Source organism: Mesorhizobium sp. B2-3-15, assembly GCF_006442875.1.
GTDB lineage: Bacteria > Pseudomonadota > Alphaproteobacteria > Rhizobiales > Rhizobiaceae > Mesorhizobium > Mesorhizobium australicum.
Genome location: NZ_VFVO01000023.1, coordinates 25,641 through 51,262 on the forward strand (window position 1 = coordinate 25,641; position 25,622 = coordinate 51,262).

Genomic DNA, 25,622 nt, shown 5'->3' on the forward strand with positions numbered 1-25,622 from the left:
TCATTCGGCCCCCTTGCAGCCTCATTCCGGCTGTCGCCGCGCTTGACCTTGGCGGCGGCTGGGGCCACATGCCGGAAATGGAAACCCCGTTCTGGAAGACCAAGACGCTGGAAGAGATGAGCCCCACCGAGTGGGAATCGCTCTGCGACGGCTGCGGCAAGTGCTGCCTGTCCAAGCTCGAGGACGAGGACACCGGTGAAATCTACTGGACCAGCGTCGGCTGCCGGCTGTTCGACGCCGAGAGCTGCCGCTGTGCGGACTATGCCAACCGGCTGGCGCGCGTTCCCGACTGCGTCGGCCTGACGCCGCAGAATGTGCGCACCATCAGCTGGCTGCCCAGCACCTGCGCCTACCGGCTGGTGGCCGAGGGCCGCGACCTCTACTGGTGGCATCGGTTGGTTTCCGGCAGTGCCGAGACCGTGCACGAGGCCGGCATTTCCATGCGCGGCCGGGTCAAGGCGAGCGAGACCGACCTGGCCGAACCGGAAGACTATTTTGACTTTATGCTCGACGACGAGCCCTGACGCGCGCGGTAGACCGTCAGGAGTTGCCTGTCGGGAACCCTGCGAGGGCGAGGCGCCTGGCGCGATATTGTTGAGTGCCGGCGAGGGATTTGGCCGGCGAGAGATTTGAAAGGTCGGCGCTTTGCCGTGTGGCGCCACATGAACCGGGGATGAACGGGCAGTTCGTAAATAGTTCAGACAGGCCGGTGCATTCTCCCGCCATCGGTTTCACGAGGAGGGCGCAAGCCCGCAACAAGGAGAGAGAACCATGTACACCACCATCAAGACGGCAGCGCTTTCGGCTCTGGTCGGCCTCGGCACGCTGGCGGCCATCCCCGCCCATGCCGACAGCCTCTATCTTGGCTTCGGCAACAACCAGGATCCGCGCTTCGGCGTCTATGCCGGCGACGACGGCTATCGCCACCGCCGGGACGAGCGCCGCGACGATTGGCGCCGTGGCTGCTCGCCGGATCGCGCCCTCGACAAGGCGGAGCGCATGGGGCTGCACCGTGCCCGCATCGTCGATGTCAACCGCCGCGTGGTCAAGGTTATGGGCCGTCAGTACGGCGACCGCGTCGTCATCGTGTTCGCCAACGAGCGCGGTTGCCCGGTCATCAACCGCTGAGAATCTCAGGCGTGGACCTTCTGTGAAGGTCTGGAGCCCCTTTCCCTAGGGAAAGAAGTGGCCCGAAACCCCCGCGGGAGCGATTCTGCGGGGTTTTTAATGCCCGCGGCGGTCTCTCTTGAGCAGGTCCGTGGCCAAGCAATGCTCAGCCACGGCGTCCAGCGCCGCCTACTTCAGTTCGAAGGTAACGGTGACCTGGACATTGTAGGCGTTCTCGCCGGCCTGTACCGGCGCCGCGCCGGCCGCGGCGTCGAATGCCTTGGCGTTGATCGGCATCGGCGCCGGCCTGATGTTCTGATCGGTGATCTCGAGCACCCGGCCCAGGCTGACCCCGGCCGCCTCGGCCAGCGTCCTGGCCTTGGCCATGGCGTCGGCGACAGCTTTCTTTCGGGCCTCTGTGACGGTGGCCGCCGGATTGTCATTGGTGAAGGCGATGCCGCCGCCTTGGTTGACGCCGAGCGACACCGCCTTGTCGAGGATCTCGCCTGTCTTGTCGACGTCGCGCACGCGCACCGAGAGCGTGTTGGTCACCTGATAGGCGACGAGTTCGGCCTCCTGGCTGCCGTCCGGCTTGTTGGTGTAGTTGTAGCGGGGGTTGATCTGGATGCCCGCGGTCTGCAGGTCGCGATCCTTGATGCCGGCGGCCTTCATCGCGGCAATCACGGCGGCCATGGCATCATTGTTGGCGTCGAGTGCGGCACGCGCCGTCTTGGCTTCGCGCATGACGCTGAGCGTCAGCACCGCCAGATCGGGGGCCACGGTTGCTTCGCCCTCGCCGGACACGATGATGCGGGGCGGCGTCGGCAGATCGGTGGCTCCAGCCATCGCCGGAAAAGCGATTGCAGCGGCGAGCGCGAGGGGCAAAAGATGTCTGGTCATGAAAATCTCCTTGGTCTGCGATCAAGTCGCAGGGGAGCGCGTAGAGCGCGATTATGGGTTGATTTGGGCGATCTGCGAAAGCCCGCCGGGAAAGCCTTGTGCCGCGATGCGAAAAACATTAATCCAGCCCGCGTGGGGCCTGTAGCTCAATGGTTAGAGCCGGCGGCTCATAACCGCTTGGTTGGGGGTTCGAGTCCCTCCGGGCCCACCATTGTTGTTATTTACCAATAGCGTACGGGCAAGTTCGCCCGCGGGTTCGCCAAACGGGATATTGCCGTCCCGGGAGCACAATGATCGTGACGCAGAAAGGGATCACCCTGAAAGACGTGGCCGCCGCGGCCAACGTTTCGCGCGCCACGGCGGCGCGGGCGCTCAACAGTTACGGTTACGTCGGCGACGGGACGGCTTTGCGGGTGCTGGAAGCCGCCGAGCGACTGGGCTATCGCGCCAACCTCGTCGCGCAGGCCCTGCGCAGCGGGCAGCTGCCGATCGTCGGCTTCATTCCCGGCGACATCCAGAATCCGTTCTTCGCGCGCATTGCCCATGATATCGAGGCGGAACTGCGCAGGCACCGCCACAATCTTCTGATCGCCAGCAGCGAAGAGAATGTCGAACAGGAAAAGGAACTGCTCGAAAGCCTGCGTTCGCTCAGCATCCGTGGCTTCATTCTTGCGCCGACCTCGGCGACGGACAGCCAGCATATCGTGCAGCTCGCCCGTGAGGGCACGCCGGTCGTGCTGATCGACCGTGTCGTCAAGGAAGTGCACTGCGACAGCGTCGTCGTCGACAATGAAGGCGGTGCGCGCGCGGCCGTGGACTACCTGGTTGCCAATGGCCATGAGCGCATCGGCCTGTTGCGGGACGAATCGCGCATCTTCACCGCGCAGGAGCGCCTTGCCGGCTACCAGAACTCGCTTGCGGCGCATGGCATTGCCCTCGACCCGTCGCTGGTCAGCGTGTCACGCTCGACCGTGGAACATGCTGTCGAAGCCACCATTCGACTGTTCAGCCGCCGCGATCGTCCGACCGCCCTGTTCACCGTGGACAGCCTGATGACCCAAGGCGCGTTGCTCGGCCTGCGCTCGATGGGACTGTCGATCCCGCATGATGTTTCGCTGGTCGGGTTCGACGATTTCAACCTCGCCACCTTCACCGATCCCCAGATCACCGTCATTGCGCAGCCGACAGCCGAAATAGGGCCGCTTGCCGCCAAAATGCTGCTCGACCGCCTGGCCGGCAAGAAGCTGGCCCCGCGCCACACGCGCTTCCCGACCCGTCTCATCGTTCGCGGCTCGGTCTCGCGGCTGCACGGGGGCTGATCGCCCGATCCAAATAGGCTCTTCCGCGAATTCGTCCTGTGAGGGGGCTTGCCAACCTCTGAAATGCGTGCGTTAAATATGTGAGATCGATCTCACAATCATTCGGATCGATGGTGGCCATGGCGATCCGCCGGCGGTGCCTGCAACGAGCGGACGCCCTGCCGCAGCGAAAATACGAGGAAGACCTGCATGCTCAACTTTGACAAAGACCGCTTCATCAAGATCCAGGGCGGAGCCGTCTCCTTCGCCGGAGAGGCGAGGGCGCTCATGCACCGGCTGCTCGGCGAGGGCGTCGAGCGGCTCTATTTCATGGGGACCGGTGGCGTGCAGCTTCTGACCCTTCCAGCGATCGAGCTGGCCGAGCGTCGTACGAGCTTCCCGGTGCGGGGAGAATATCCGGCGCAGGTCGTGCTTGATCCGCCCGCCGGGCTGGACCGGAAGTCGCTCGTGGTCATCCCGTCGCTGTCGGGCACGACCAGGGAAAGCGTGCAGCTGCTTTCCTTCCTGAAGCAGAGAGGCGTGCGCACGCTCTCGCTCACCGGCCATTCCGACACGCCACTTGCCAGGGAAGCCGATTTCACCTTCACGAACTTCGCGGAGGACGACACCTCTTCGGAGTCCTTCTATCTGCAGTCGCTGCTGATCGTGCTGGCACTGCTGGCGGAGCGCGGCGAATACGAGGACTTCGACGCCACGGTGGCCGAGCTCAAGAGACTGCCGGAACTGCTGGTTGGGGCAAAGGCGGCCTATGAAGACAGCGCGGCGAAACTCGCCGACACGATCAAGAACGAAACCTATCACATCTTCACCGGCGCCGGCTCCGTCTGGCCGCAAGCCTACTATTACGGCATGTGCATTCTGGAAGAGATGCAGTGGATCAGGACCAGACCGGTCCATGCCGCCGACTTCTTCCACGGCACGCTGGAGCTGGTTGAACCGGGTGTGAGCGTATTCCTCTTCAAGGGGGAAGATGCCAGCCGTCCGCTGGGTGATCGCGTCGAAAATTTCATCAAACGATACACCGACAAGGTGCACGTTCTCGATGCCGCGTCGGTCGAACTGCCCGGTATCTCGCCTGCTGTCCGCAAGCTGATCTCGCCGATCGTGCTTGCGACGTTGCTGGAACGGGTGAGCGCGCATCTGGAAGTGTTGCGCAATCACCCGCTGACGACGCGCCGCTACTACAAGCGCGTCGAATACTGATCACCTCACCTCATAAAAACGAAGAAGGGAACTGATCATGAAATATTCAACACAGGCGGCAATCGCCGCGCTTGCCGCGGCATCGGCACTGGGTCTGACAATGGGACAGGGTATCGGCGCCGAGGCGGTCCAGGCCGATCCGAACGCTAAGGTCGATTACCAGGGAACGCTGTCGGTCCTGACGAAATTCGGCGCGCAGCAGCTCGCGCCGTATTTTGTCGGCGTCGCCCAGGACTATGAGAAGCTTCATCCCGGCGTGAAGGTCGAACTCATCCAGGAAAGCGACGACAGCGTCAAGGACAAGACCAAAACGCTGGTCGCGTCGAACTCGCTCCCGGACATCTACTTTTCCTGGACCGGCAGCTGGGGCGGAAACTTCGTGCGCGGCCATCGCGCCGTCGACCTGACCCCGGTCATCGGGCCCGATACCGAGTGGGGCAAGACACTGACGCCGGCGGCCGTTCAGGCCTTCATGTACAATGGCAAATACTACGGCATTCCGCTCTATCTCGACGCAAAATTCATGGGCTACAACAAGCAGGCGTTCTCCAAACTCGGCCTGAGCGCGCCCAAGACCTTCGAGGAGCTCCTGTCGTCGTGCGAGACGATCCGGAAATCGGGCATGACGCCGATCTCTTTCGGCAACAAGGAAGCCTGGCCGGCAATCCACTATGTGGGGCAGCTGCTCGCCTACGACGTTCCGCAGGCGGTACTCGAGAAGGATTTCGACCCCGGCACGGCGGACTATAGCGACCCGGGCTATGTCGCCGCGCTCACTCAGTACAAGCAGCTCATCGACAGTTGCACGGATGGCGGCGCCTCGGTGAACGGCACCTCCTATTCGTCGGCCATCCAGACCTTCAGCAACACGAAATCGGCCATGTACTACCAGGAAATCATCGAGTTCGATCAGAGCGCGTCGGCGGATTCCGCTTTGAAAGTATCCGATCTGGGCTTCTTCACCCTGCCTGTGCCGAACGGCGCGAAGGGCGACGCGAAAGCGATCGAAGGCGCGCCGGAGGGCTACATGATCAGTTCCGCCTCCAGCAACATCCCGCTGGCGATCGACTTCATGAAATTCGTCACGTCCAAGCAGAATGGCCAGGTGCTCTCGGCTCCGCCCTACGGGCAGCCCAGCGCGACCATCGGCGGGGCGTCGGAAGCCAACATGAACCCTTCCGTCGTGGCCGGTCTCAAGGAGATCGCCTCCGCTTCCTACCTGATGCCGTGGCTGGACACGGTGAACCCGCCGCGCGTGGCCTCCGCCTGGCTGTCCAGCCTCCAGGCCCTCACCGGCGGCTCGATGACGCCGGAACAGGTCATGGAGCAGGTCAAGCAGGCGGCCGCGGCATCGAAATAGGCCAATGGCGAATCCCGGTCTGGCCAGAATGGAAGGCGCTGCCTTGAGCAACGCCAAGGGCGAGCCGGCGGCGAAAGCCGGCCGCCGGTTCCGCCACTGGGGCTCGCTCCGGTGGGTCGCCGTTGCGGTGATCCTGGTCGGCTGGTTCGTGTATTACCCGATCGTCGACAACTTCATCGTCAGCACCACCGACGAGGATATTTTTACCGGCGAGACCACGAATATCGGCCTCGCCAACTATGAGCGGCTGCTGCACGACCCGGTCGTCTGGGTGGCGTTGTGGAACAACACGCTCTACGCGTTGATCTCCATCGTCTTCCAGGTCGGCGGCGCCTTCGTGCTGGCGGCGCTGATCGAGGGGCTGGGCAGCGAGCGGCAAAGGCGCTTCTGGCGGGCGATTTATTTCATTCCGTCCGCGATCTCGATCACCGTGACCGGCCTGCTGTTCTATTTCATCTACCAGCCGGATATCGGGCTCTTGAACGCCGGGCTCAGGCGCATTGGCCTGGAACAACTCATCCAGCCCTGGCTCGGCGGCGAGCACACGGCGATCTACGCGATCATCGCGATGAGCCAGTGGCAGGGCTTCGGCTATTCGACGCTCCTGTTCGCGATCGCGATCCAGAAGATTCCGCGCGATCTCTATGATGCCGCGGTCATGGACGGAGCCGGGCCGATGCGCAGGCTGTGGAGCGTGACGCTGCCACTGACCCGCGAGATGACCGGCCTGATGATCATCGTCACCATCACCGGCGCGTTCCAGGTGTTCAACGAAGTCATGGTCATGACCGCCGGCGGCCCCAACAACCGCAGCCAGGTGCTTGGCACATGGCTTTACCAGCAGGGCTTCATCCAGAACAATTTCGGCTACGGCGCCGCGATCGCCGCCGTGATCTTCGCCGTGACCATGATCACCGGAGCGGCCCAGCTTTGGTACACCAGGCGCCGGAGGGTCGAGCTGTGACGGTGATGGCGGCCAGCGGGCGGACCGCGCGCCCGACCTTCGGGAGCGCTCTTGCGAAAGCCTTTCTGTACTCGTTCCTGATCTGTCTCGGCATCGTCGTGCTTTATCCGCTGGTCTGGATGGCGCTCAACGGCTTTAAGGATAATGGGCAGATCTTCGGCGACCCCTTCGCGCTGCCGTCGCGGTGGACCTGGGCCAATTATGTGCAGGCCTGGAACCGGGGCGTCCGCGACTATTTGGTCTCAAGCCTGCTGGTGACCGTCGCTTCAGCGATCTGCACGGTGCTGATCAGCGCCTGGACCGCCTACGGGCTGACGCGAACGCCAATGCCCGGCAAGCCGCTTATCGTCGGTCTGGTTCTTGGCGGCCTCATGCTCAGTCCGACCGTGGCGCTGATCCCGCTGGTGCGGATGCTGCAGGCCATCGGCCTTTACAACACCTACTGGGCGCTGATCATCCTCTACACGGCGTTCCGGATTCCGTTCAGCACCTTCCTGATCCGCGCCTACATGCTTGGGCTGCCGAAGGATCTCGACGAGGCGGCCCGCATCGACGGCGCCAGCGAGGGGCAGATCTTCTGGCGTATCATCCTGCCGCTGTGCCAGCCGATCATCATCTCCTGCATCATCCTTCACGTGCTGTTCGCCTGGAACGAGTATTTGTTCGCGATGGTCTTCACCAATGGATCGGCTGTGCAGACGCTGCCCGTCGGCCTCACCTCGCTGATGTCCAAGAACGGCACCAATTACGGCGTCGTCTTCGCGGCGATGACGATCTCGGCCCTGCCGATCGTCCTGCTTTTCTTCGCCGCACAGCGGTACTTCATCCGCGGCCTCTCCGAAGGCATCGGCAAATAAATCACCGGGAAGGACATCCATGCCGCAATTCAAGGTCGACCAGCTGATTGGGGCCAACTTCGCCTTCCAGCATTACGCATTCGAGCGCGTTGCCGAGATCCTTCGCGGCTTCGGCTTCAAGGAGATCGAGCTTTGGGGCATCGCGCCGCATCTCGACCTGTTTCATGCGACAGACGCGCATGTTCGATCGGTTCGCGAGATACTTGCGCAGAACGGCCTGACGGTCTGGTGCTTCACGCCCGAGCAGGTGATCTATCCGATCAACATCGCGTCGGGCGACGGCGCATACCGCCGCGACAGCGTCAGGCGGTTCTGCCGCGCGGCGGACATATGCGCCGAACTGGGTGCCCGATATTTGTTCCTGACGTCCGGGCGTGGATATGAACACGACCCGCCGCAAGAAGCATGGGCACGGTCGGCCCAGTCGCTCGCGGAGATCGCCGCCCATGCGTCCTCGGTCGGCGTGCGCTGCCTGCTCGAGCCGCTGCAACGCGTCGAAACCAACGTCGTCACCAATGCGGCGGGCCTGCGCGAAATGCTCGACCAGATCGGCGCCGACACCATGGACGTGGTCCTGGACACGGTCGGCATGGCCACTGCCGGCGATACCGTGGCCGACTATGTCAGGCTGTTCGGGCCACGCCTCGTACATGTCCAGATCGTCGACGGGCTGCCGGCGGGGCATCTTGTCTGGGGCGACGGCAAGCTTCCGATCGGCCAGTACCTCGACGACCTCGCCGCGTCGGGCTATCGGGGGAAACTGACCTTCGAGCCGTTCGGAAATGGCTCCTATGCTCTGGACCCGGTCGCGGCGTGGACACGCAATCTCAAGGCGATCGAGCCTCACATGACGCGGGCGCCGACAGCAGCATGACCGGAGGAGCATCGCCCAATCTGGTCGCCGTCGGTGACAACTGCCTCGACGTCTATCTCAACAAGGACCTCCTGACGGTGGGCGGGAACGCCCTCAACGTTGCCGTTCAATGGCGCCGCAATGGCTGGAGCGCACGCTATTTCGGCGCCGTTGGCGATGATCCTGAAGGTGAGATAACGCTCCGCGAGATCGAGACCGCCGGGCTGTCCCGCAACGATGTCGAGATGATCTCCGGCGACACGGCTGTAACCTTGCTGCGCGACCAGTCGGGCGACCGTACTTTCCTGTTCGAATCCTTCGGCGTCGGCGAGAATTACATGCCCGCGCCGCGCAACTGGCAGGTCATTTCGAAAGCCGATTGGGTGCATCTGGGCACCAATGCCAACGAGGATCTCGTGCGCCGCCTGGTTCGCGAGCGCGTGCCGTTCAGTCTCGACGTCTCGACCGCGCATCTGGCCTTGCCGCTGGAGGGCGTGCCTCTGGTCTTCGCGTCCGGTCCAGACGAGCCGGGCGTGCCGGTCGAGCCCCTCATGACCGCGCTGCGGTCGGCCGGGGCGCGCCAGGTCGTGCTCACCTGCGGCAGCCGCGGCGCCTATTTCGGCGACAGCCAAGGCGTTCGCCATGTCGAGGCGTCGCCGACCGCCGTCGTGGACACGTGCGGTGCGGGAGACAGCTTTATCGCCACCTTCATCACCGCGTTCTGCTTCGCGGGTCTCGATGCCGACGATGCCATGCAAAAAGCCTCTCTCGACGCCAGCAGGACCTGCACGCATCTCGGCGGCTTCCCGCAGGAACCGCGCCCCATCCCCGACTGGCTGCCGCTGAAATATGCCGACCTGATCAATCGCGAGACGAGGGTCTGACATGGCCACTTTACGGATGAGACAGCCGGCGGTCGCGGCGACAGCCGATCGGTCGTTCTGGCTGCAGGACATTGCCGCTGCCCCGGCCACCCAACCCTTGGTCGGCGGCGAGCAGGCCGACGTGGTGATCGTCGGCGGCGGCTATACCGGGCTGTGGACGGCGTTGCGGATCCGCGACCTGGCTCCCGAAACCCGCGTCATGGTGATCGAGGCCGATCAGTGCGGCTCCGGCGCTTCGGGGCGCAATGGAGGACAGGTGCATTCCTGGTTCGCCGAGCTCGATCAGATCAGCGCCGTCGTCGGCGAGGAGGAGGGGCGGGCGCTTTGCGCCGATAGCGTCGATGCCATCGCAGAGCTGGAGAAACTTCAGCGCGACGGCACGATCGATATGGATCTCCGGCTTGACGGCTGGCTGTGGACGGCCAGCTCCACGGCCCAGGAGGGAGCCTGGAACCGCGCTGTCGCGATGACCGAGGCAGCCGGGGCCAACCGCTTCCGGCAGCTGACCGGCGAGGAGATCAAGCAGCGGACCGGGTCTTCCGCCTCCTATGCCGGCGTCGTCGAGGCGAATGCCGGAACCGTGCATCCAGCCAAGCTGGCCACCGGCCTGCGCGACCTGGCGATCGCTCGCGGCGTCGTCGTCCATGAGCGCAGTCCCGTCACCGAAATCGTGCCCGGCAGGACCTGTGTGGTCCGGACCGCGCAAGGCGCGGTGCGGGCCGAGAAGGTCGTGCTGGCGGCCAATGCCTGGCTGTCGGCGTTGCCCGAACTGCGACGGCATCTTTACGTGGTCGCGAGCCAGGTGGTCGCGACCGCGGAAATCCCTGACTTGCTCGACCGGATCGGCTGGCGAGACGGAGCCTCCATCTGCGACGCGCAGCGCCAGGTCCTCTATTATCAGCGCACCCCGAAAGGCCGGGTGGTCTTCGGCCGCGGCAGCGGCAACATCGCCTATGCGGGCAATTTCGGCCAAAGCTTCAACCGCAGCCCCGAACACGGACGGGACAATATCCGCGAACTGGCCCGCGTCTACCCCGAACTGCGAGGAGTGCCGATCGACTATGATTGGGCGGGCCCGATCGACTGCGTGCCGGAGCATGTTCCCGTCTTCGATCACTTGAAGGGTCATCCCAACATTTTCTTTGGCATGGGCTACAACGGGACCGGCATTGCCCAGACCCCAATCGGCGGCCGCGTCCTCGCCAGCCTTGTTCTGGAACGGAAGGATCGCTGGAGCGGCAGTGGGCTGGTGGGGCTCGATCGGCGCAAGACGATGCCGCCGGAACCGTTCCGCTATCTCGGCGCCAAGCTTGTGCGCGCCGCGATCGCGCGCCGGAACGACGTCGAGATCCGCAACGGGACGCCAGGCGCTCTAACGCGATTCCTGTCGGAACGCACGCCGGGCGGCGGGGGCTAGGCATCTTTAAACCCGCAAGGACCTGTTGTTGCGCCTTTCTGGTGAACACGGGCGCGGACGCTGGCGGTCCGATTATCCGAACGCCCTTCAGCTTTCCTTGTTGAGGTCGCCCCCGCCGGGAGTAATAGTTGCCCGGAAATTCGCGAGGAGGAAGGGATGACGGTGAATTTCGACCCGAGGGCGAAGGCCACGTCGCTCTACCATGGCGAATTCCGGCCGATGTTCATCGACGGCAAGTGGGTCGCAGCGCAGTCCGGCGAGGTGATGCAGGCGCTGAATCCGGCGACCGGCGAGGTGCTGGCGACGGTGCCGCGTGGCGGAGCCGCCGATGTCGATGCGGCGGTCGCGGCGGCGCGCGCGGCTTTCGAAGGTCCATGGTCGAAATTCTCGCCCTATGAGCGGCAATGCGTGCTGCTCAGGATCGCCGACCTGTTCGAGACACATTGGGAAGAGCTCAGCGTTTGCGACACGCTCGACATGGGGCTGCCGATCACGCGCACGCTGGCCAACCGGCGCCGCGTCATCGGCATGCTGCGCTTCTATGCAGGCATGGCGACGGCGCTGCATGGCGAGGCGATCGACAATTCCATTCCGGGCGAAATCGTCACCTTCACAAGGCGCGAGCCGGTTGGCGTCGTTGGCGCGATCATTCCCTGGAACGCGCCGACCGCGGCCTCGATCTGGAAGATCGCGCCGGCGCTCGCCACGGGCTGTACCATCGTGCTGAAACCGTCCGAGGAGGCATCGCTGACGCCGCTGCTGATCGCCGGGCTGATGCAGGAAGCCGGCGTGCCCGACGGCGTCGTCAACATCGTCACCGGTACCGGGGCCGAAGCGGGCGCGCGGCTCGCCGAACATCCCGACGTCAACAAGATCGTCTTCACCGGCTCGACGCTGACAGGTCAAGCGATCGCGCGGGCTGCTGTCACCAACCTCAAGCGCGTCTCGCTTGAGCTTGGCGGCAAGTCACCGATCATTGTCTGCCGCGACGCCGACATCGACAAGGCTGTCCCAATCGCGGCGATGGCGGTGTTCGTGCATTCGGGCCAGATCTGCATTGCCGGCTCGCGCCTGTTCGTGGCGCGCGAGATCCATGACGAATTCGTGCGCCGGCTGGCGGAGTTCGCCGGAAAACTGCGCATCGGCCATGGCATCGAGGCGGAGACCGAAATCGGGCCGCTCATCAATGCCAGGCAGGCCGGCAAGGTGGAAGGCTACATCAAGGCCGGCAGCGACGAAGGCGCCCAACTGGTCGTCGGCGGAGCGCGGCTGACAGGCGAACTCTATGATGGCGGCAACTTCATCGCGCCGACCGTTTTCGGCGCGGTGTCGGACACCATGACCATCGCGCGGGAGGAGATTTTCGGACCCGTTATTTCGGCGATGCCGTTCGACACGCTGGACGAGGCCGTCGCGCGCGCCAACGCGACGCCCTACGGGCTTGCGGCCGGCGTCTTCACCACCCACCTCGGCACCGCGCACAAGCTAGCCCGCCGCATCAAGGCCGGCTCGGTCTGGGTCAACATGTACCACGCCATCGATCCGGCCGTGCCTTTCGGCGGGATGAAGATGTCCGGCCATGGCCGCGAGGGCGGCATCGAGCATCTGCACGAGTATCTGGAGACCAAATCCGTCTGGATCCAGACGGATTGAGGGCGTGGCGATGTTCAGGTGAGGGCGCCCGCGGTCCGGGCCCGTCGCCGACTGCCGCGCATCGGCCGGAGCAAGGCCCTTGTTCAGGAACTTTTCGTCATCTGGCGATTTTCGATATAAGATCGAATCCCGAACAGAAGGGTGTTTGCGATGACGACGAAACGATTGGCGATCTGCGCTCTTGCTCTCGCGATGGGCTTCGGCATGTCCTCGTTGGCTTTCGCGGGCGCCAAGCACCGTCATCACCAGGACGAACAGGAGCGCTACGTTCCCGCCAATGACGATCTCATCGACTTCCTCTTCGGCGGCCCGCGCTACTATGACCAGCAGTTGTTCACAACGGCCGCTGGAGCCTGCTCCTACCACCGGACTGGTCCGGACGGTTTTGCGATAAACAAGATCAACGATCACCACTGCGGAAAATGACCGGCGGACGTTTCGTCCGCGATCAGGTTAGCACGTTGCGAACGTGACACGGTCCGCCGGCGCGGCCACGCGCCCGGCGTAACATTGCGATCCGCCCCGTGGCGTCTACGAGGTTCGCATCAGCTTGCCATAGCGCTTGATCAGCCGGTCGCGCTTGAGGCGGGTCAGCCTGTGCGTCCAGAACAGCCCGTCGAGCTGATCGATCTCATGCTGATGGCAAACCGCCAGCAGGCCCTCGGCGTCCTCGAACCGCTCACCGCCATCCAGATCCTGATAGCGAACGCGGATGCGGGCGTGCCGTTCGATGTCCTCGGTGACACCGGGCATCGAAACGCTGCCTTCCTCATGACGGATCATTTCGGTCGAGGCCTGGACGACGGCCGGATTTACATAGATCGCCGGTTTTGCCGCGGAAGGGAGCTGGATGACGACCAGCCGTTTCAGAATGCCGATGTGCGGGGCGGTGATACCGATTCCGGGGGCCGCGCGCATGGTGTCGATGAGGTCGCTGGCCAAGGCCTGCAGATCGTCGTCGAACAGCTCCACGGGTTCGGCCACGGCGCGAAGGAGGGGATTGGGGAATTTTACGATCGACCGAACTGTCATGGACCTCGCCTCAACTCGGCAAGCCTGCGCGGATTTCTGCGTCATGTTCGCCGCGCATGGGGCTCTTGGCCGGTGTCTTTTGTTCCCATCCGGAAAAGCGCGGCGCGGCCGCCGCCTGCAGGATGCTGTCCACCGTCAGCCATGTGCCGCGTGCGGCCATGTGCGGATGCTGGGCCGCTTCATGGGGGCTGAAGACTGGGCCGACACAGGCGTCCGAGCCCGCGAACAACTTGACCCATGCGTCGCGAGGTCGCGTGGCGAAGATCGCCGCCAGCCGGTCGCCCAGCTGCGGCCAGAGTTCGCGATCGAACTGGTTGGCGAATTGCGGATCGGCGGTCAAGCCAAGCCTGTCGAGGAAGAGCGTATAGAATTTAGGTTCGACGCACTGGACGCTGATGAAGCCGCCATCCGATGTCCGGTAGACGCGGCACCAATGCGGTCCGTCGAGAAGGCTGCGGCCGCGGTCGGCGGCAAGCGCGCCGGACTGTGCGAGCGACATCAGCAGGTTCATCATATGGGCCGAGCCGTCGACGATCGCCGCGTCGACGACGATGCCTTGGCCGCCGGCGCGTGCGTTCATCATGGCGGCCAGCATGCCGATCACCAGATAGAGCGCCCCGCCGCCTACGTCGCCGACGAGCGTCGGTGGCGCCATGGGCGGCTCTCCCGGCAAGGAGCCGTACCAGAGCGCGCCGGACAGGCCGATATAGTTCATGTCGTGGCCGGCGGTGCCGGCCAGTGGACCGTGCTGGCCCCAGCCGGTCATGCGGCCGTAGACCAGGCGCGGATTGGCCGCGAGACAGGCCTCCGGGCCAAGCCCGAGACGCTCCATGACGCCGGGCCGGAACCCCTCGATCAACCCGTCGGCGGTGGCGATGAGGCGCGTCAGCACGGCCACGTCGTCCATATTCTTCAGGTCGAGCGCGATGGAGCGCTTGCCGCGATCGAGCAGCGAGCGCGTGGCCGGCACGGACGGCTCCCTGCGGTGGACGACAATGACATCGGCGCCGAGGTCCGCGAAAAGCATGCCGGCGAAGGGCGCCGGTCCCAGCGCCTCGATCTCGACGATGCGGATTCCCCTGAGCATCCCATCCTCTCTGGTGTTGCGCGTTTAAGCTATTGCGGAGGGCGACGGTGTGTAACCCTGTTCTTTCGCCATTGAAGCATGTGCCGCCCGCATATACTTCAGGACCATGAAAAAAATTGGTTTCCTGTCATTCGGGCACTGGTCGCCCTCTTCGCAATCGCAGGTGCGTTCGGCATCCGACGCACTGTTGCAATCGATCGATCTCGCCGTCGCCGCCGAGCAGCTCGGCGCCGACGGGGCCTATTTCCGCGTGCATCATTTCGCCCGCCAGCTCGCCTCGCCATTCCCGCTGCTGGCGGCCGTCGGCGCCAAGACCAGCCGCATCGAGATCGGCACGGCCGTCATCGACATGCGCTACGAGAATCCGCTCTACATGGCCGAGGATGCGGGTGCGGCCGACATCATCGCCGGCGGCCGGCTGCAGCTCGGCATCAGCCGCGGCTCGCCCGAGCAGGTGATCGATGGCTGGCGCTATTTCGGCTATGTGCCGCAGGAAGGCAAAAGCGACGCCGACATGGCGCGGCATCACGCCGAGGTGTTGCTCGATACGCTGCGCGGCGAAGGCTTCGCGCAGCCCAATCCACGGCCGATGTTCCCCAACCCGCCCGGCTTGCTCAGGCTCGAGCCGCATTCGGAGGGCTTGCGCGAGCGCATCTGGTGGGGCGCGGCGACCAACGCCACCTCTGAATGGGCGGCGAAGCTCGGCATGAATTTGCAGAGCTCGACGCTGAAATTCGACGAGAGCGGCAAGCCGTTCCATGTCCAGCAGGCCGAGCAGATCCGCATCTATCGCGAAGCCTGGAAGGCGGCCGGGCATGAACGCGAACCGCGCGTCTCGGTCAGCCGCAGCATCTTCGCGCTGGTCGACGACCGCGACCGCGCCTATTTCGGGCGCGGCAATGAGAGCCGCGACCAGATCGGCTTTATCGAGGAAAATACCAGGGCGATCTTCGGCCGCAGCTACGCCGCCGAGCCGGACGTGCTGATCAAGGAGCTGGCGCAGGACGAGGCGATCGCCGAGGCCGACACGCTTTTGCTCACGGTTCCCAACCAGCTCGGCGTCGACTACAACGCCCATGTCATCGAGGCGATCCTCACCCATGTCGCGCCGGCGCTAGGCTGGCGCTGACCGGTGCGGGGAGCGGTCGTCGGTCTAATGGATCGAGGGAGGTTGCCGCATGTCCAGGAAAGCCCTGATTGCCTGGGGAGGCTGGGAAGGCCACACGCCAGAGCGCAGCGCCAACATCATCCGCGACATGCTGGAGCGTAACGGCTTCGCGGTCACGCTCGGCGAGGGGACAGCGATGTTCGCCGATCCGAACCTTGCATCATTCGATCTCATCGTGCCTGTCATCACCATGTCGACGATCGAAAAGGCCGAGCTGAACAACCTGACGCAGGCGGTTCGCCTGGGGAGCGGGCTCGGCGGCTTTCACGGCACGATGGGCGACAGTTTTCGCGCGGAGCCCGACTACCAGTTCATGACCGGCGGCCAGTGGGTCGCGCATCCCGGCAACATCATCGACTACCATGTCGTCATCACCCGGCCGGACGATCCGGTCACGACAGGCGTCAGCGATTTCGCCTACCGGTCGGAGCAATATTACATGCATGTCGACCCGGCCAATGAGGTGCTGGCGACAACCACCTTCACCGACGCGCATTTTCCCGGCATCGACGGCGTCGTCATGCCGGTCGTCTGGAAGCGCCGCTATGGCGGGGGCAAGGTTTTTTACAGTTCCCTTGGCCATACGGCGGACGAGTTCGCGGTGCCGGAAATGGCGCTAATCATGGAGCGCGGTTTGCTGTGGGCCGCGCGCGACTAGCCTACCAGTCCGCGACGCGGTCGCCGCCGGTGAATTGCGCGCTTTTGCCGGTGTATTCGAACAGTTCGATCTTCACCCCGTTGGGGTCGCGCAGCCAGGCCTGGTAGGTGTCGTCGCAGGCGCATTTCTTGGCGGTGACGTCAACGCCCATGGACGCGATGTGCGCGATCGCGGCGTCGATATCTTCGACTTCCAGGCAGAAATGGTTGATCTGGTCCGTCTCGCTGAACCGCGCTCCCGCTTTCTGAAAGACCTCGACATGGCTGCGGCCACCGCAATTGAGGTAGAAGCCGAAAACCGCGCCATCGCGCAGGAAATTGAATTGGATATCCATGCCAAGGACATTTTCGTAGAAGCGCCGTGTCTCGTCCAGATCGTTGGCGAAGATGCAGACATGGGCGAGTTGTTTGACTTTGATCATGGCTGGATCCCGTTGTCTGGCCGGTTGCGGATGGTAAGGCGGCCCGTACGGCGCATCATCACTCGATTCCGCCGGTGACCACATAGGCGCCGGCGCTGCGTCCATCCTGTAACCGCACCACCGCAGTGACGATCGAACCGTATGAGCCGCGCCAGACGCTGTGCAGGCGCCGATGCTCCTCGGCCGGGACGAGCGCACGCCCGCTGAGCCGCGTGCCGGCTTGGTGCATGTCAATCGCCTGGCCGTTGACATGCACCTTGATGCTGGCGTGCTCCGCTTCGCTTGCCTCGACAGCCAGGTCGACTGTGACCGTGATCTCGTCGTGATCACCGGAAGAGCGCGTTTCAGCGGTTAGCGCGATTTCCACTACCGGCGCCTTGCCATTGCCGGCTTGAGTACGCTGGCGCGAAAACACATCGTCAGCCAGTCCGGGCGTGCGCGGCGGCTGGGTGCGGCGCTGGGTGGAACGTTCGAAGTCGCCGGCCATGCAAAGCAGCCTTTCATCGTCATAGGCCTTGCCTGCGAAGGTCAGGCCGACCGGCATGCCGATGTCGGCCATTGTGCCCATCGGCACGGTGACGGTCGGGATGCCGAAATGGCGCCAGACCAGATTGCCGTTGGCGACCCAGGTGCCGTTGCGCCAGGCCAGATCGGCTGACGCCTCGTTGACGTCGGCGTCGGCCGGGCCGACATCGGCGGCGGCCGGCAGGACCACGGCATCGAGGCCTTGTGCGTCCAGCCAGTCCTCGAAGTCGATGCGTCTTGTTGCTTCGAGTCCCTTGATGCCATCTGCGATCGTGGGAATGTGGGCCAAGGGCGCGACGCCGAGCTTTGCCCGCTCGACATACTCGGCCAGATCGAAGCCGCCTTCATAGCGGTCGGGCAGCGTGCCCGGTGGCTGCGGGAAGATTTTTGGGCCGTCGACCGAGGCGAGATCGGGCAGAGCAGGGTCGGCGTTGGCCCGCAGGAAATCGTCCCAGCCCCAGATGCAGAGATCCCAGATTTCGCGGTCGGCGAAGTCCCCGGGCACCAGCCCACGCTCGACCATGGTCCGCGCGCCTGGGCGGTCGCGCTCATAGTTGGAGACGAGGGGAAAGTCGACCTCGACCACTTCGGCGCCGAGCCGCCGCAGATCCGCGGCCGCCTGTTCCCAGAGATCAAGTACCGAGGCGCGGGTTTCGATCGGGCGATCTATTTCTGCGTCGCGGCCGATATACATTCTGGGTACGCCGAGCCGCTTGCCCTTCAGCGAACCCGCAAGCGTCAGGTCGGTATAACGTGGTGGCCGCATCCCGGAGCTTTTCGGCAGCGCCACCCAAGGCTGGGCGCGCCAGAAATCGCCTCGCGTTTCCGGATCGTCGGCGACGATGACGTCAAGCAGTTCCAGCATGTCGGGCACGCTGCGGGTGTGCGGCACCACGACATCCATGGTCGGCACCAAGGGCCAGTTGCCGCGCACCGAAATGACGCCGCGCGAGGGCGTGTAGGCGACCAGCGCGTTGTTGGTGGCCGGCGCACGGCCGGACGACCACGTCTCTTCGCCGAGCCCGAAGGCGCAGAAGCTGGCCGCCGTCGCGGTGCCCGAGCCGTTGGAGGAGCCCGACGCGAAGGCGGCGGTCAGATAGTCGCCATTGTAGGGGCTTTCAGCGCGGCCATAGACGCCGCGCTGCATGCCGCCATTGGCCATGGGCGGCATGTTGGTGAGGCCGATCAGCACCGCGCCGCCGGCGCGCAGCCGGGCGATGGTGAAGGCGTCCTCATTGGCGACGAGATGCTCGAAGGCGGGCGAGCCGGCAGCCACCGTCAGGCCTTTGACCTTGTAGCTGTCCTTGGCGGTGTAGGGGATGCCGTCGAGCGGGCCAAGCGTCTTTCCTTGCCGGCGCCGCTCGTCGGAAGCGGCGGCATCCTCGAACATTTCAGGGTTGAGCACCGGCACGGCGTTCAGCGCGATGCCGTGCCGGTCGAAATACGCGATCCGCCTGACATAGGCCGCGACCAGTTCGACGCTGGTGATGGCGCCGTTGTCGAGCGCTTGGCGCAATTGGTCGATCGACGCTTCGACGAGGTGAAGGCTGGTCTCGGTCATCATTGGCCCCAGTGTCTGTACGCCATGGATGAGCGAGGCCGCCGGCTTCGGCAAGAGCCAATTGGAACTCTTTCGCGCCTCCCCGAAAAAATCGTTTTTTTAGGCAACCTCCGATGGACGCGTGCGTTACTGGGTTCCGGGGAAGGTTGAGGTTTGCATTGGACCGTTTCGAGATTTTGAATGAGCCGACAGGCACGTATTCCATTTTCGACAGATACACCGAATTGCCGGTGACGGTGCAAGGCAGGATTTTGATCGGGCTCTGCCGGCACGAAGTGCCGCTTGCCCTGCTCCGCGCCATGGAAGGCGACGACAGCGGGACGCCGTCGCTCTCCCCGTTGGGCGGGTGTCGATCGTACGAACATCAACGAGATGACCTGCAAGCGTGAATGAATGCTCGCATAAGTTGCGGCAAGGCATACAGCATGAAGAAAATGGTGCCGTTATCGTAGCATGAAAGGGGAATCATGCCTGACCAGATTGCGCTTGTCCGCGCAGCCATCGCGCGGCTGCTTTCGGAAAAAACCGGGGCTCCCGTGATTTCGATGAGGGAGAGTATCGCCGAACTGCCGGCGATATCAGGTGCGCCGCTGACCACCGAAAACCTGCAGGATCTGCTGCTGGAAATGGCGGAGGTGCGCGGGATGATGGTGGCGCTCGAGCTTTAGCAACTACTGGTGAAGCGCCACGTGCTTTTCCCAGAGAACCGCTAGTCCTGGGATTGCCCTCGGTCGGCTGGCAGCGGCCGGTCGCGGCCTCCCTCGATCACCCTGTTCCGCGCCGGTTCAAGCGTACCGTCGCCGTAGATCATGCGGCCGGCGCGGAAGGTGGCTCGCACACGTGGCACCGGCTGGCGGTCGGCCACGACGAGATCGGCCAGGAGCCCAGCTTCGATGGCTCCGCGATCGGTGAGCCCGAGTGCGGCGGCCGGGTTGGCGCTCGTCAGCGCCGCCGCCTTCGCCAGGCCACCGTCGCTCAGTTTCGCCAGGCCGAGGACGGCCGGCAGGATCGAGGCCGGGTGATAGTCGCTGGCCAGCATGTCGAGCAACCCGGCCTCATAGGCCTGGCGAGCGGAAAGATTGCCGGAATAGGATTCTCCGCGCAGCGCATTGGGCGCGCCCATGGCCGTATACATGCCGAGCCGGCGGGCTTCCCGCGCCGCCTCCAGCGTCACCGGGAATTCGCTGAGCACGGTTCCCAGGCCGTGGACGAATTCCACCTTTTCCGGCGTGTCGTCATCGTGCGAGGCGAGCACGATGCAGCGCGCGCGGGCAAACGCCGACAGGCCCTGCAGCGTGCCGAGCACACCGCCATGCCCGTTCCGATCGGCCATGCGCTTGCCGACGACCTCGGATACGTCGGCTATCGACATGCCGCGCTCCTTGGCCAGGCGGGCGATATACAGTTCGACGTCGCGGTACTGTCCCTGGCCGGGCGTGTGATCCATCAGCGAAATCAAATGCAGCTTGCCGGCATCCATCAATCTTTCCAGCACGCCGACAGCCGCGCTGAACGTCACCTCGAAGCGGGCATGGATGCGGTGATCGACCAGAAGGTGGTCTTTCAGCCTGGCGATGGTCTCGATGATGGACGATGTGTGTTCTTCCGAGCGCAGCAAGGCGGCCGTGGCGCTGTTGCCGATGAAGGAGAGCGCGGCATAGGCGGTGGTCACGCCGCAGGAGGCCAGCCGCTTGTCGAGCTCGGCGACGCCGATTTCCATCGGCACGTGGACCCCGCTGCGCGGCTCCACTTCCCGTTCCACCATGTCGCCGTGCATGTCGATGAAACCAGGCAGCAGCAGGCGTCCGCCGCCGACGAAGTCGGCATTCTCGGCAGGCTGGTCGCGGATCTCGGCGATCCGGCCGTCTTCGATCCTGACCGCGCCATTGGCAATGACACGGTCGCGCAGCACAATCTCGAATTCGCTCAACCACAGATCGTGTTTCTTCGGCTGATCCCGGTGGGATGCGGCCCTGTCCGCCCGTTCAAGCATGGTCGTCTCCGAAAACAGCATTCCACATGTCCCGATCGCCCTCCGGCCGGGCGGTTTCAAGGCGTGTCATGTGGATGGTTCATTCCCGAGGATCGGATAAGCTCAGTTGGTGACAGCTTTGTGTAGGACAGGCGGGTTGGGCCGCCGTGCTGCCACCGGTGGCTAAACCGCAAGATGTGATACGAGACGCACGTTGGTTGGCTACGTCAGGAATGCGCCGCATTTCGGACGTATAGATTGTCTTCGCCAAGTCCTGATAGCAGACATTGCAAGGAGGACTGCGGAGGTCGCGGCCGCGCCAAGACTCCTCACCGTGCCCATCGTGCTTTGAGCCACCACAAAGTACAAACGCGTGGCCGAAATGGCCATCCGTGGCTGGTCACCCGCCAGCGCCGGACGGCGCCCCACTGACGGAAAAGAACGCGAGCACGCCGGGCATCCCGCTCGCTTCCATCTCGCCATACTCTTCGAATGTCAGGCCGGAGCCAACCACGAGATCGCGCACCGTCCGCGACGCGATGATCTCGCCCGGCCGGGCATAGTCGAGCAATCGCGATGACAGCTCGATCGCGATGCCGGTGAAGTCATCGCCGCGCTCCTCGCATTCGCCGGTGTGGACCGCGGAGCGGACATCCAGACCGGATTGTCTCAGGCGATGGCGGATCGCGATCGCGCACTGGATCGACCGCGTCGGTCGTTGGAACACCGCGAGCATTCGGCTTGGCGAGCGCCTGATCTGCCTGCCTTCGGCGAGAAGTAATTGGCTTCTGATCTCGTCTGCGTGTCGCTCAATCAGATCTGCGCCGGAGTCAGAATGCGGGTCGCTTATCTCCAGCGACAGCACCGACACCAGGAGCCGTTCGCCCGGTGTCGCCTGGAGAGCGTTGGTGACGAAAACCTCGATCTCGTCGACGAGGCGATCGGAATTCTCGCCCCAGATCACGTGATCCCGGCCGGTGAGCTCGACATATCTGGCGCCTTCGATATGCGTTGCCAGGTAGCGTCCTTCTTCCCGTTTGACCCAGCGGTCGCCCGACGTCTGAACGATCAGTGTCGGAACATGAATGACAGGCAGGATGTCGCGAACATCGATTTCGGTTCCCCAGCGCCAGAGCGAGATCGCGTCTGCGGGCGAGGCTGAATTCCTGAGGTAAGCGGCGAACCATTCTCTTTCGGACGTGTCGTTCATCAGGCTGGGGGCCGCATTGCCCATGTCCGCCGGCTCTCCCCACTGTCTCTCAATGGTGGCCAGGTCTTCTTCCACCTGCTCGGCCGTCCTTGCCCAAGGGTAATCCTTCGACCATCTGCCCCTGGCATAGGTTCCGTTGAGCACAAGTGCCGCCGTGCGCTCGGGGTAGGTCGCCGCGAATAGCATGCACATGGGGCCGCCCTCGGAACCGCCGAACACAACCGTGCGCTTCGAGCCGACCGCATCCAGCACGGCTCGCATGTCCTCCATCCGCTCTTCCATGGTCGGCAAACCGACATTGCGGTCGGATAGCCCTGTGCCGTGCTTGTCCATGCGGATCAAGCGGCAGAAGCTGCCGAGCCGCTGGAACACATGCGAAAGCCGTGGCGAGGCCCAGGCAAGGTCGAGATTGGAGACCCATCCAGGCACATAGATCAGGTCGATCGGCCCGTCGCCGGTCACCTGATAGGCGATGCTGACCCCGGAGGATTTGACATAGTGGGTGGAGGGGCGCAGGGGTTCGCCGCCCGCCTCGGCGCGCGGCGGCTCGGAGGCCGAGGCCGGACGCGGCGATGTCGTGCGGCGGGCCCGTAGCGTATCGTGCAAATGTCTTGTCTCCGGCTCGGGCTGCAGCCTCAGCTCCCGCTGCAGCGCATCGCGGCAATTGTCATATTGCTTGAGCGCCAGATTGATCCGGCCCTGCGCCGCATAGACGTGCATCAGGGCGCGGTGGATGTCCTCCCGCAGCGGCTCCATGGCGAGCAGGCGCGTAGCAGCGCGGACGCAGGAGGCCGGATCCTTGGTTGCACTATAATGCGCGACCAGCCTGTCCAGCGCCGCGACAGCCGTTCCCCTCAGACGCTCGCGCTCGATCCGCAGCCAGTCCTCGAAAGGCTCCTGCTTCAGGCCGAAACCGTCAAGCAGGTCGCCGCGATAGACGACAAGCGCCTGTTCGAGGTTATCAGGCTCCGAGCTGGCTGCCAGCGCCTCGAACCGCGCGACATCGAAATCAAGGCCATCGAGATGAAGGGCGACATTGTCGCTATCCCTGAGGAAGCGAGCACTGCCAGAAGCTTGCATAGCCTTGCCGACAACCGAAACCGCTTGTCGCAGGTTCATCCGCGCCTGGGTCTCGCTGTTGCCACCCCACAAAAGGGCGGCGAGCTTTTCGCGCGACTGCGCATGTCCCGATTGCAGCGCGAGGTAAGCCATCATCGCCCGCGCCTTGCGGCTGAAGGCGGGGACCGCAGCCCCAACGCCGGCAAAGTCGAAACCACCCAGTAGATAGAGATGAGGCCCGGTCATCGGATCCGCCACAACAGCCACCACGCACCGGCGATCCTTTCGTGTCGCCCTCCTTATTTCAACCGTGATTCTGCCAGAATCGCGCTTTTCACGATTCCATCACGCTGGTTGCTGCGCGTTTCTCACGGCTGTCGAGGAGATTGCCGCACTGAGCCCCTTGTTTCTCACTCCGCGTGTCTCAGGAGGACGCCGTGCAACGCCCAAGCTCGATCGACTGGCCCATCTGGCATGACGATCCCTTGCATGAAGAGTCTTGGCACAATCCGGCGTGGCGCGGCGCGGTTGCACCACTGTGTCACGACATTGCGCTTGCCAACTATCTCGAAAGGCAAAAGGCCCACCGCGGATCAGTGGTTCGCCGGCTTGATCTCTCAGCCGTCATGGGCCGCGCATGCGTAACGATCGCGCGTGTCGGACGCGCTTTCCTCCAGCGATTGCGCCCGTTGCAGCGTAGCGGGGACCCTGCGAAGAATGCTTGAGTTGGTCGACGACATTGACTTGAGAATGTCGAGGGCCCACTCGGGATTCAGCAAGGCTCTGGGCCCATCGTGCGCGGCACCCGAGACCGGTGACATACTGCCCTATCCACGGACTGACCTTCCGACCCACAGGGCCGAACCCCGCCATGACCCCTTCTCCCACAACCGGGAGCAGGCAGGCTCGGTTGGTCGGCAATTTCGGGGCCGATCAAGTCGATGCGAGCGACAAGCCCTGAAAGTCATTTTTGAAGATCCAAGCCTCAAAGCTCCTGGTCTGCCTCTGGCCGCGTTTCCGCCGCCCGGTCATCGACGTTCGTTGCCCTGCGCGCTGTGCCGCCGTCTTGCGGCCAGCGGCCAAATGCGCGAATGTTGTCTTTGGACTTAGCCGACTTTTTTGACACGTTGACCGGAGTGGGCCATGCCGCTCGACATCGAGACCCGGTTTCTCTGCCTAGCGGATCTTGAACCGGCGGCACGAGAGGTATTGCCGCACGCAGTTTACGAGTTCATTGCTGGGGGTGCTGGCGACGAAATCACCAAGCGTGACAATGAAGCCGCATTCGACCGCATCAGATTAAGGCCGCGCGTGCTACGCGATGTGACAAGACTTGATACCGGGATCACGCTCTTCGGACAAAGTCTGCCGCATCCGATCATCCTGGCCCCAATAGCATATCAGCGGCTGGTGCATCCGGAAGGCGAGGTGGCAGCGGCGCGCGGCGCCGGAGTGGCGGAAGCGGTGTTCACTCTGGGTACCACGGCGACGGCGGCGATCGAGGATTGCGTGGCGGTGAGCCAGTCTCCAGTCTGGTTCCTGCTCTATTGGCAAAGCGATCGCGGTTTCAATGGCGAACTCGTATCGCGCATGGCGGCACTGGGCGCGAAGGCAATCAGCGTGACTGTCGACTTGCCAACGCCAGGCGATCGCCACAGGCAGTTCCGGGCAGGATTCAAAATTCCCGACAGCCTCGCAACGCCATACTTCAAGGACCGTAACACCGGCGTGCTCAAAGTTGGCACTGCGCAGCGGCGGGCGATGCCGACCTGGGCGGATATTGCCTGGCTGCGTTCGCTGACAACCCTACCGCTTATCCTGAAGGGCATTCTCGATCCTGACGATGCCGAGCAGGCAATCAGAACCGGTGCCGATGCCATCGTCGTCTCGAACCACGGTTCGCGCAACCTCGACACCCTGCCAGCGACCATCGACGCCCTGCCCGCCATCTCGGAGCGGGTAGCCGGGCGGATTCCCATCATCCTCGACGGCGGCGTGAGGCGTGGCACAGACGTTTTGAAGGCGATTGCCCTAGGGGCAAGCGCCGTCATGATTGGTCGCCCCTATGTCTACGCACTTGCAACGGATGGTGCCGACGGCGTAGCCTATTGTGTCCACCTGCTCCGCAGAGACTTCGAGGCGGCAATGGCGCTAACCGGCCGGGCGCGCATCGACGAGATCGACCGGTCGGCAATCTGGTGAAGCCCCAACTATTCCTCGGCATGTTCAGTATTGCAGATCTACGCTTTACTCCGTCCCGCTTTTTGTCCAGCCGAGCGCCCACTATATTGTCGCATTGTCGCCGATTCTGAGAATTTGGACAGAGAAGCCGATGGTCTGCTGTCGGCCCCACAACAGCCGTTTATGTTCATGGCGAATCGCCAACGCGCGTTGTCATAGTCCCACCCTGTG

Annotated in this window: 24 protein-coding genes and 1 tRNA gene; 18 read left to right on the forward strand and 7 right to left on the reverse strand. The window is 63.9% G+C overall.

Going from position 1 to position 25,622, the window contains the following annotated elements; all coding sequences use genetic code 11:
* Positions 1-77 precede the first annotated feature (77 nt).
* On the forward strand, positions 78-524 hold the full coding sequence (locus FJ954_RS31075; protein WP_041163697.1) for a YcgN family cysteine cluster protein: 447 nt from the start codon (positions 78-80) through the stop codon (positions 522-524).
* Positions 525-771: 247 nt separating this feature from the next.
* A complete protein-coding gene (locus FJ954_RS31080; protein WP_015316248.1) occupies positions 772-1,128 on the forward strand; it encodes a hypothetical protein in 357 nt (118 codons plus the stop codon).
* A gap of 168 nt (positions 1,129-1,296) precedes the next feature.
* Here the strand turns inward: FJ954_RS31080 and FJ954_RS31085 are convergent, their stop codons facing one another.
* A complete protein-coding gene (locus FJ954_RS31085; protein WP_140617816.1) occupies positions 1,297-2,007 on the reverse strand; it encodes an SIMPL domain-containing protein in 711 nt (236 codons plus the stop codon).
* Positions 2,008-2,142: 135 nt separating this feature from the next.
* On the opposite strand from FJ954_RS31085, the gene FJ954_RS31090 reads away from it, so the two are divergent.
* The 11 genes from FJ954_RS31090 (at position 2,143) to FJ954_RS31140 (ending at position 12,943) form a co-directional block, all read left to right on the forward strand.
* Positions 2,143-2,218 (forward strand) — tRNA-Ile (locus FJ954_RS31090).
* A gap of 79 nt (positions 2,219-2,297) precedes the next feature.
* The gene (locus FJ954_RS31095; RefSeq protein WP_140665922.1) at positions 2,298-3,326 is read left to right on the forward strand and encodes a LacI family DNA-binding transcriptional regulator; all 1,029 of its coding nucleotides are present in this window, start codon (positions 2,298-2,300) and stop codon (positions 3,324-3,326) included.
* A 189-nt stretch (positions 3,327-3,515) separates the two neighbouring features.
* Complete coding sequence (locus FJ954_RS31100; RefSeq protein ID WP_140665925.1) at positions 3,516-4,529, forward strand: SIS domain-containing protein; 1,014 nt, start codon at positions 3,516-3,518, stop codon at positions 4,527-4,529.
* A 37-nt stretch (positions 4,530-4,566) separates the two neighbouring features.
* Positions 4,567-5,889, forward strand: coding sequence for an ABC transporter substrate-binding protein (locus tag FJ954_RS31105; RefSeq protein WP_140665927.1), 1,323 nt, complete (start codon positions 4,567-4,569; stop codon positions 5,887-5,889).
* Between the two features lie 4 nt (positions 5,890-5,893).
* On the forward strand, positions 5,894-6,853 hold the full coding sequence (locus tag FJ954_RS31110) for a sugar ABC transporter permease (RefSeq protein WP_246681180.1): 960 nt from the start codon (positions 5,894-5,896) through the stop codon (positions 6,851-6,853).
* 5 nt (positions 6,854-6,858) lie between these two features.
* Positions 6,859-7,710: a carbohydrate ABC transporter permease gene (locus FJ954_RS31115; protein ID WP_140666020.1), complete on the forward strand. Its 852-nt coding sequence runs from the start codon at positions 6,859-6,861 to the stop codon at positions 7,708-7,710.
* A gap of 19 nt (positions 7,711-7,729) precedes the next feature.
* Positions 7,730-8,584, forward strand: coding sequence for a sugar phosphate isomerase/epimerase family protein (locus tag FJ954_RS31120; protein ID WP_140665930.1), 855 nt, complete (start codon positions 7,730-7,732; stop codon positions 8,582-8,584).
* Complete coding sequence (locus FJ954_RS31125; RefSeq protein ID WP_140665933.1) at positions 8,581-9,447, forward strand: PfkB family carbohydrate kinase; 867 nt, start codon at positions 8,581-8,583, stop codon at positions 9,445-9,447. The genes FJ954_RS31120 and FJ954_RS31125 overlap by 4 nt, the downstream gene beginning before the upstream one ends.
* A gap of 1 nt (position 9,448) precedes the next feature.
* Positions 9,449-10,864 (forward strand): FAD-dependent oxidoreductase, encoded by a 1,416-nt coding sequence (locus FJ954_RS31130; protein WP_140665936.1) that lies wholly within the window; start codon positions 9,449-9,451, stop codon positions 10,862-10,864.
* Positions 10,865-11,020: 156 nt separating this feature from the next.
* Positions 11,021-12,517 (forward strand): aldehyde dehydrogenase family protein, encoded by a 1,497-nt coding sequence (locus FJ954_RS31135; protein ID WP_015316719.1) that lies wholly within the window; start codon positions 11,021-11,023, stop codon positions 12,515-12,517.
* 150 nt (positions 12,518-12,667) lie between these two features.
* Positions 12,668-12,943 (forward strand): hypothetical protein, encoded by a 276-nt coding sequence (locus tag FJ954_RS31140; RefSeq protein ID WP_015316720.1) that lies wholly within the window; start codon positions 12,668-12,670, stop codon positions 12,941-12,943.
* Between the two features lie 105 nt (positions 12,944-13,048).
* Here FJ954_RS31140 and FJ954_RS31145 read toward each other — a convergent pair whose 3' ends face one another.
* On the reverse strand, positions 13,049-13,549 hold the full coding sequence (locus FJ954_RS31145; protein ID WP_140665939.1) for a peptide deformylase: 501 nt from the start codon (positions 13,547-13,549) through the stop codon (positions 13,049-13,051).
* Between the two features lie 10 nt (positions 13,550-13,559).
* Positions 13,560-14,636 (reverse strand): CaiB/BaiF CoA-transferase family protein, encoded by a 1,077-nt coding sequence (locus tag FJ954_RS31150; protein WP_140665942.1) that lies wholly within the window; start codon positions 14,634-14,636, stop codon positions 13,560-13,562.
* 106 nt (positions 14,637-14,742) lie between these two features.
* Between FJ954_RS31150 and FJ954_RS31155 the strand changes: the two genes are divergently transcribed.
* Together FJ954_RS31155 and FJ954_RS31160 are read left to right on the forward strand one after the other, a co-directional pair.
* Positions 14,743-15,765 carry an LLM class flavin-dependent oxidoreductase gene (locus tag FJ954_RS31155; RefSeq protein ID WP_140665945.1) on the forward strand — a complete coding sequence of 341 codons (1,023 nt, stop codon included), beginning with the start codon at positions 14,743-14,745 and terminating at the stop codon, positions 15,763-15,765.
* A 49-nt stretch (positions 15,766-15,814) separates the two neighbouring features.
* Entirely contained in the window at positions 15,815-16,462 is a 648-nt protein-coding gene (locus tag FJ954_RS31160; protein ID WP_140665948.1) for a ThuA domain-containing protein, read from the forward strand.
* 1 nt (position 16,463) lies between these two features.
* On the opposite strand, the gene FJ954_RS31165 is transcribed toward FJ954_RS31160, so the two are convergent.
* Both FJ954_RS31165 and FJ954_RS31170 read right to left on the reverse strand, forming a co-directional pair.
* Positions 16,464-16,883, reverse strand: coding sequence for a VOC family protein (locus FJ954_RS31165; protein ID WP_140665951.1), 420 nt, complete (start codon positions 16,881-16,883; stop codon positions 16,464-16,466).
* A 58-nt stretch (positions 16,884-16,941) separates the two neighbouring features.
* Positions 16,942-18,969 (reverse strand): amidase, encoded by a 2,028-nt coding sequence (locus FJ954_RS31170; RefSeq protein WP_140665954.1) that lies wholly within the window; start codon positions 18,967-18,969, stop codon positions 16,942-16,944.
* Positions 18,970-19,127: 158 nt separating this feature from the next.
* On the opposite strand from FJ954_RS31170, the gene FJ954_RS31175 reads away from it, so the two are divergent.
* Complete coding sequence (locus FJ954_RS31175; protein ID WP_140665957.1) at positions 19,128-19,358, forward strand: hypothetical protein; 231 nt, start codon at positions 19,128-19,130, stop codon at positions 19,356-19,358.
* A gap of 78 nt (positions 19,359-19,436) precedes the next feature.
* On the forward strand, positions 19,437-19,637 hold the full coding sequence (locus FJ954_RS31180; RefSeq protein WP_140665960.1) for a hypothetical protein: 201 nt from the start codon (positions 19,437-19,439) through the stop codon (positions 19,635-19,637).
* A 41-nt stretch (positions 19,638-19,678) separates the two neighbouring features.
* Here FJ954_RS31180 and FJ954_RS31185 read toward each other — a convergent pair whose 3' ends face one another.
* Together FJ954_RS31185 and FJ954_RS31190 are read right to left on the reverse strand one after the other, a co-directional pair.
* A complete protein-coding gene (locus FJ954_RS31185) occupies positions 19,679-20,905 on the reverse strand; it encodes an alpha-D-ribose 1-methylphosphonate 5-triphosphate diphosphatase (RefSeq protein ID WP_246681182.1) in 1,227 nt (408 codons plus the stop codon).
* 436 nt (positions 20,906-21,341) lie between these two features.
* Positions 21,342-23,456, reverse strand: a complete 2,115-nt coding sequence (locus FJ954_RS31190; protein WP_140665966.1) for an alpha/beta fold hydrolase — start codon at positions 23,454-23,456, stop codon at positions 21,342-21,344.
* A gap of 897 nt (positions 23,457-24,353) precedes the next feature.
* Between FJ954_RS31190 and FJ954_RS31195 the strand changes: the two genes are divergently transcribed.
* Entirely contained in the window at positions 24,354-25,412 is a 1,059-nt protein-coding gene (locus FJ954_RS31195) for an alpha-hydroxy acid oxidase (protein WP_140665969.1), read from the forward strand.
* Positions 25,413-25,622 lie beyond the last annotated feature (210 nt).

Bases quoted from the DNA above. Each gene is read 5' to 3' on its own strand.
- FJ954_RS31075 (WP_041163697.1), top strand. From the start codon at position 78: ATGGAAACCCCGTTCTGGAAGACCAAGACGCTGGAAGAGATGAGCCCC.
- FJ954_RS31080 (WP_015316248.1), top strand. From the start codon at position 772: ATGTACACCACCATCAAGACGGCAGCGCTTTCGGCTCTGGTCGGCCTC.
- FJ954_RS31085 (WP_140617816.1), bottom strand. From the start codon at position 2,007: ATGACCAGACATCTTTTGCCCCTCGCGCTCGCCGCTGCAATCGCTTTT.
- FJ954_RS31095 (WP_140665922.1), top strand. From the start codon at position 2,298: ATGATCGTGACGCAGAAAGGGATCACCCTGAAAGACGTGGCCGCCGCG.
- FJ954_RS31100 (WP_140665925.1), top strand. From the start codon at position 3,516: ATGCTCAACTTTGACAAAGACCGCTTCATCAAGATCCAGGGCGGAGCC.
- FJ954_RS31105 (WP_140665927.1), top strand. From the start codon at position 4,567: ATGAAATATTCAACACAGGCGGCAATCGCCGCGCTTGCCGCGGCATCG.
- FJ954_RS31110 (WP_246681180.1), top strand. From the start codon at position 5,894: ATGGCGAATCCCGGTCTGGCCAGAATGGAAGGCGCTGCCTTGAGCAAC.
- FJ954_RS31115 (WP_140666020.1), top strand. From the start codon at position 6,859: ATGGCGGCCAGCGGGCGGACCGCGCGCCCGACCTTCGGGAGCGCTCTT.
- FJ954_RS31120 (WP_140665930.1), top strand. From the start codon at position 7,730: ATGCCGCAATTCAAGGTCGACCAGCTGATTGGGGCCAACTTCGCCTTC.
- FJ954_RS31125 (WP_140665933.1), top strand. From the start codon at position 8,581: ATGACCGGAGGAGCATCGCCCAATCTGGTCGCCGTCGGTGACAACTGC.
- FJ954_RS31130 (WP_140665936.1), top strand. From the start codon at position 9,449: ATGGCCACTTTACGGATGAGACAGCCGGCGGTCGCGGCGACAGCCGAT.
- FJ954_RS31135 (WP_015316719.1), top strand. From the start codon at position 11,021: ATGACGGTGAATTTCGACCCGAGGGCGAAGGCCACGTCGCTCTACCAT.
- FJ954_RS31140 (WP_015316720.1), top strand. From the start codon at position 12,668: ATGACGACGAAACGATTGGCGATCTGCGCTCTTGCTCTCGCGATGGGC.
- FJ954_RS31145 (WP_140665939.1), bottom strand. From the start codon at position 13,549: ATGACAGTTCGGTCGATCGTAAAATTCCCCAATCCCCTCCTTCGCGCC.
- FJ954_RS31150 (WP_140665942.1), bottom strand. From the start codon at position 14,636: ATGCTCAGGGGAATCCGCATCGTCGAGATCGAGGCGCTGGGACCGGCG.
- FJ954_RS31155 (WP_140665945.1), top strand. From the start codon at position 14,743: ATGAAAAAAATTGGTTTCCTGTCATTCGGGCACTGGTCGCCCTCTTCG.
- FJ954_RS31160 (WP_140665948.1), top strand. From the start codon at position 15,815: ATGTCCAGGAAAGCCCTGATTGCCTGGGGAGGCTGGGAAGGCCACACG.
- FJ954_RS31165 (WP_140665951.1), bottom strand. From the start codon at position 16,883: ATGATCAAAGTCAAACAACTCGCCCATGTCTGCATCTTCGCCAACGAT.
- FJ954_RS31170 (WP_140665954.1), bottom strand. From the start codon at position 18,969: ATGACCGAGACCAGCCTTCACCTCGTCGAAGCGTCGATCGACCAATTG.
- FJ954_RS31180 (WP_140665960.1), top strand. From the start codon at position 19,437: ATGCCTGACCAGATTGCGCTTGTCCGCGCAGCCATCGCGCGGCTGCTT.
- FJ954_RS31190 (WP_140665966.1), bottom strand. From the start codon at position 23,456: ATGACCGGGCCTCATCTCTATCTACTGGGTGGTTTCGACTTTGCCGGC.
- FJ954_RS31195 (WP_140665969.1), top strand. From the start codon at position 24,354: ATGCCGCTCGACATCGAGACCCGGTTTCTCTGCCTAGCGGATCTTGAA.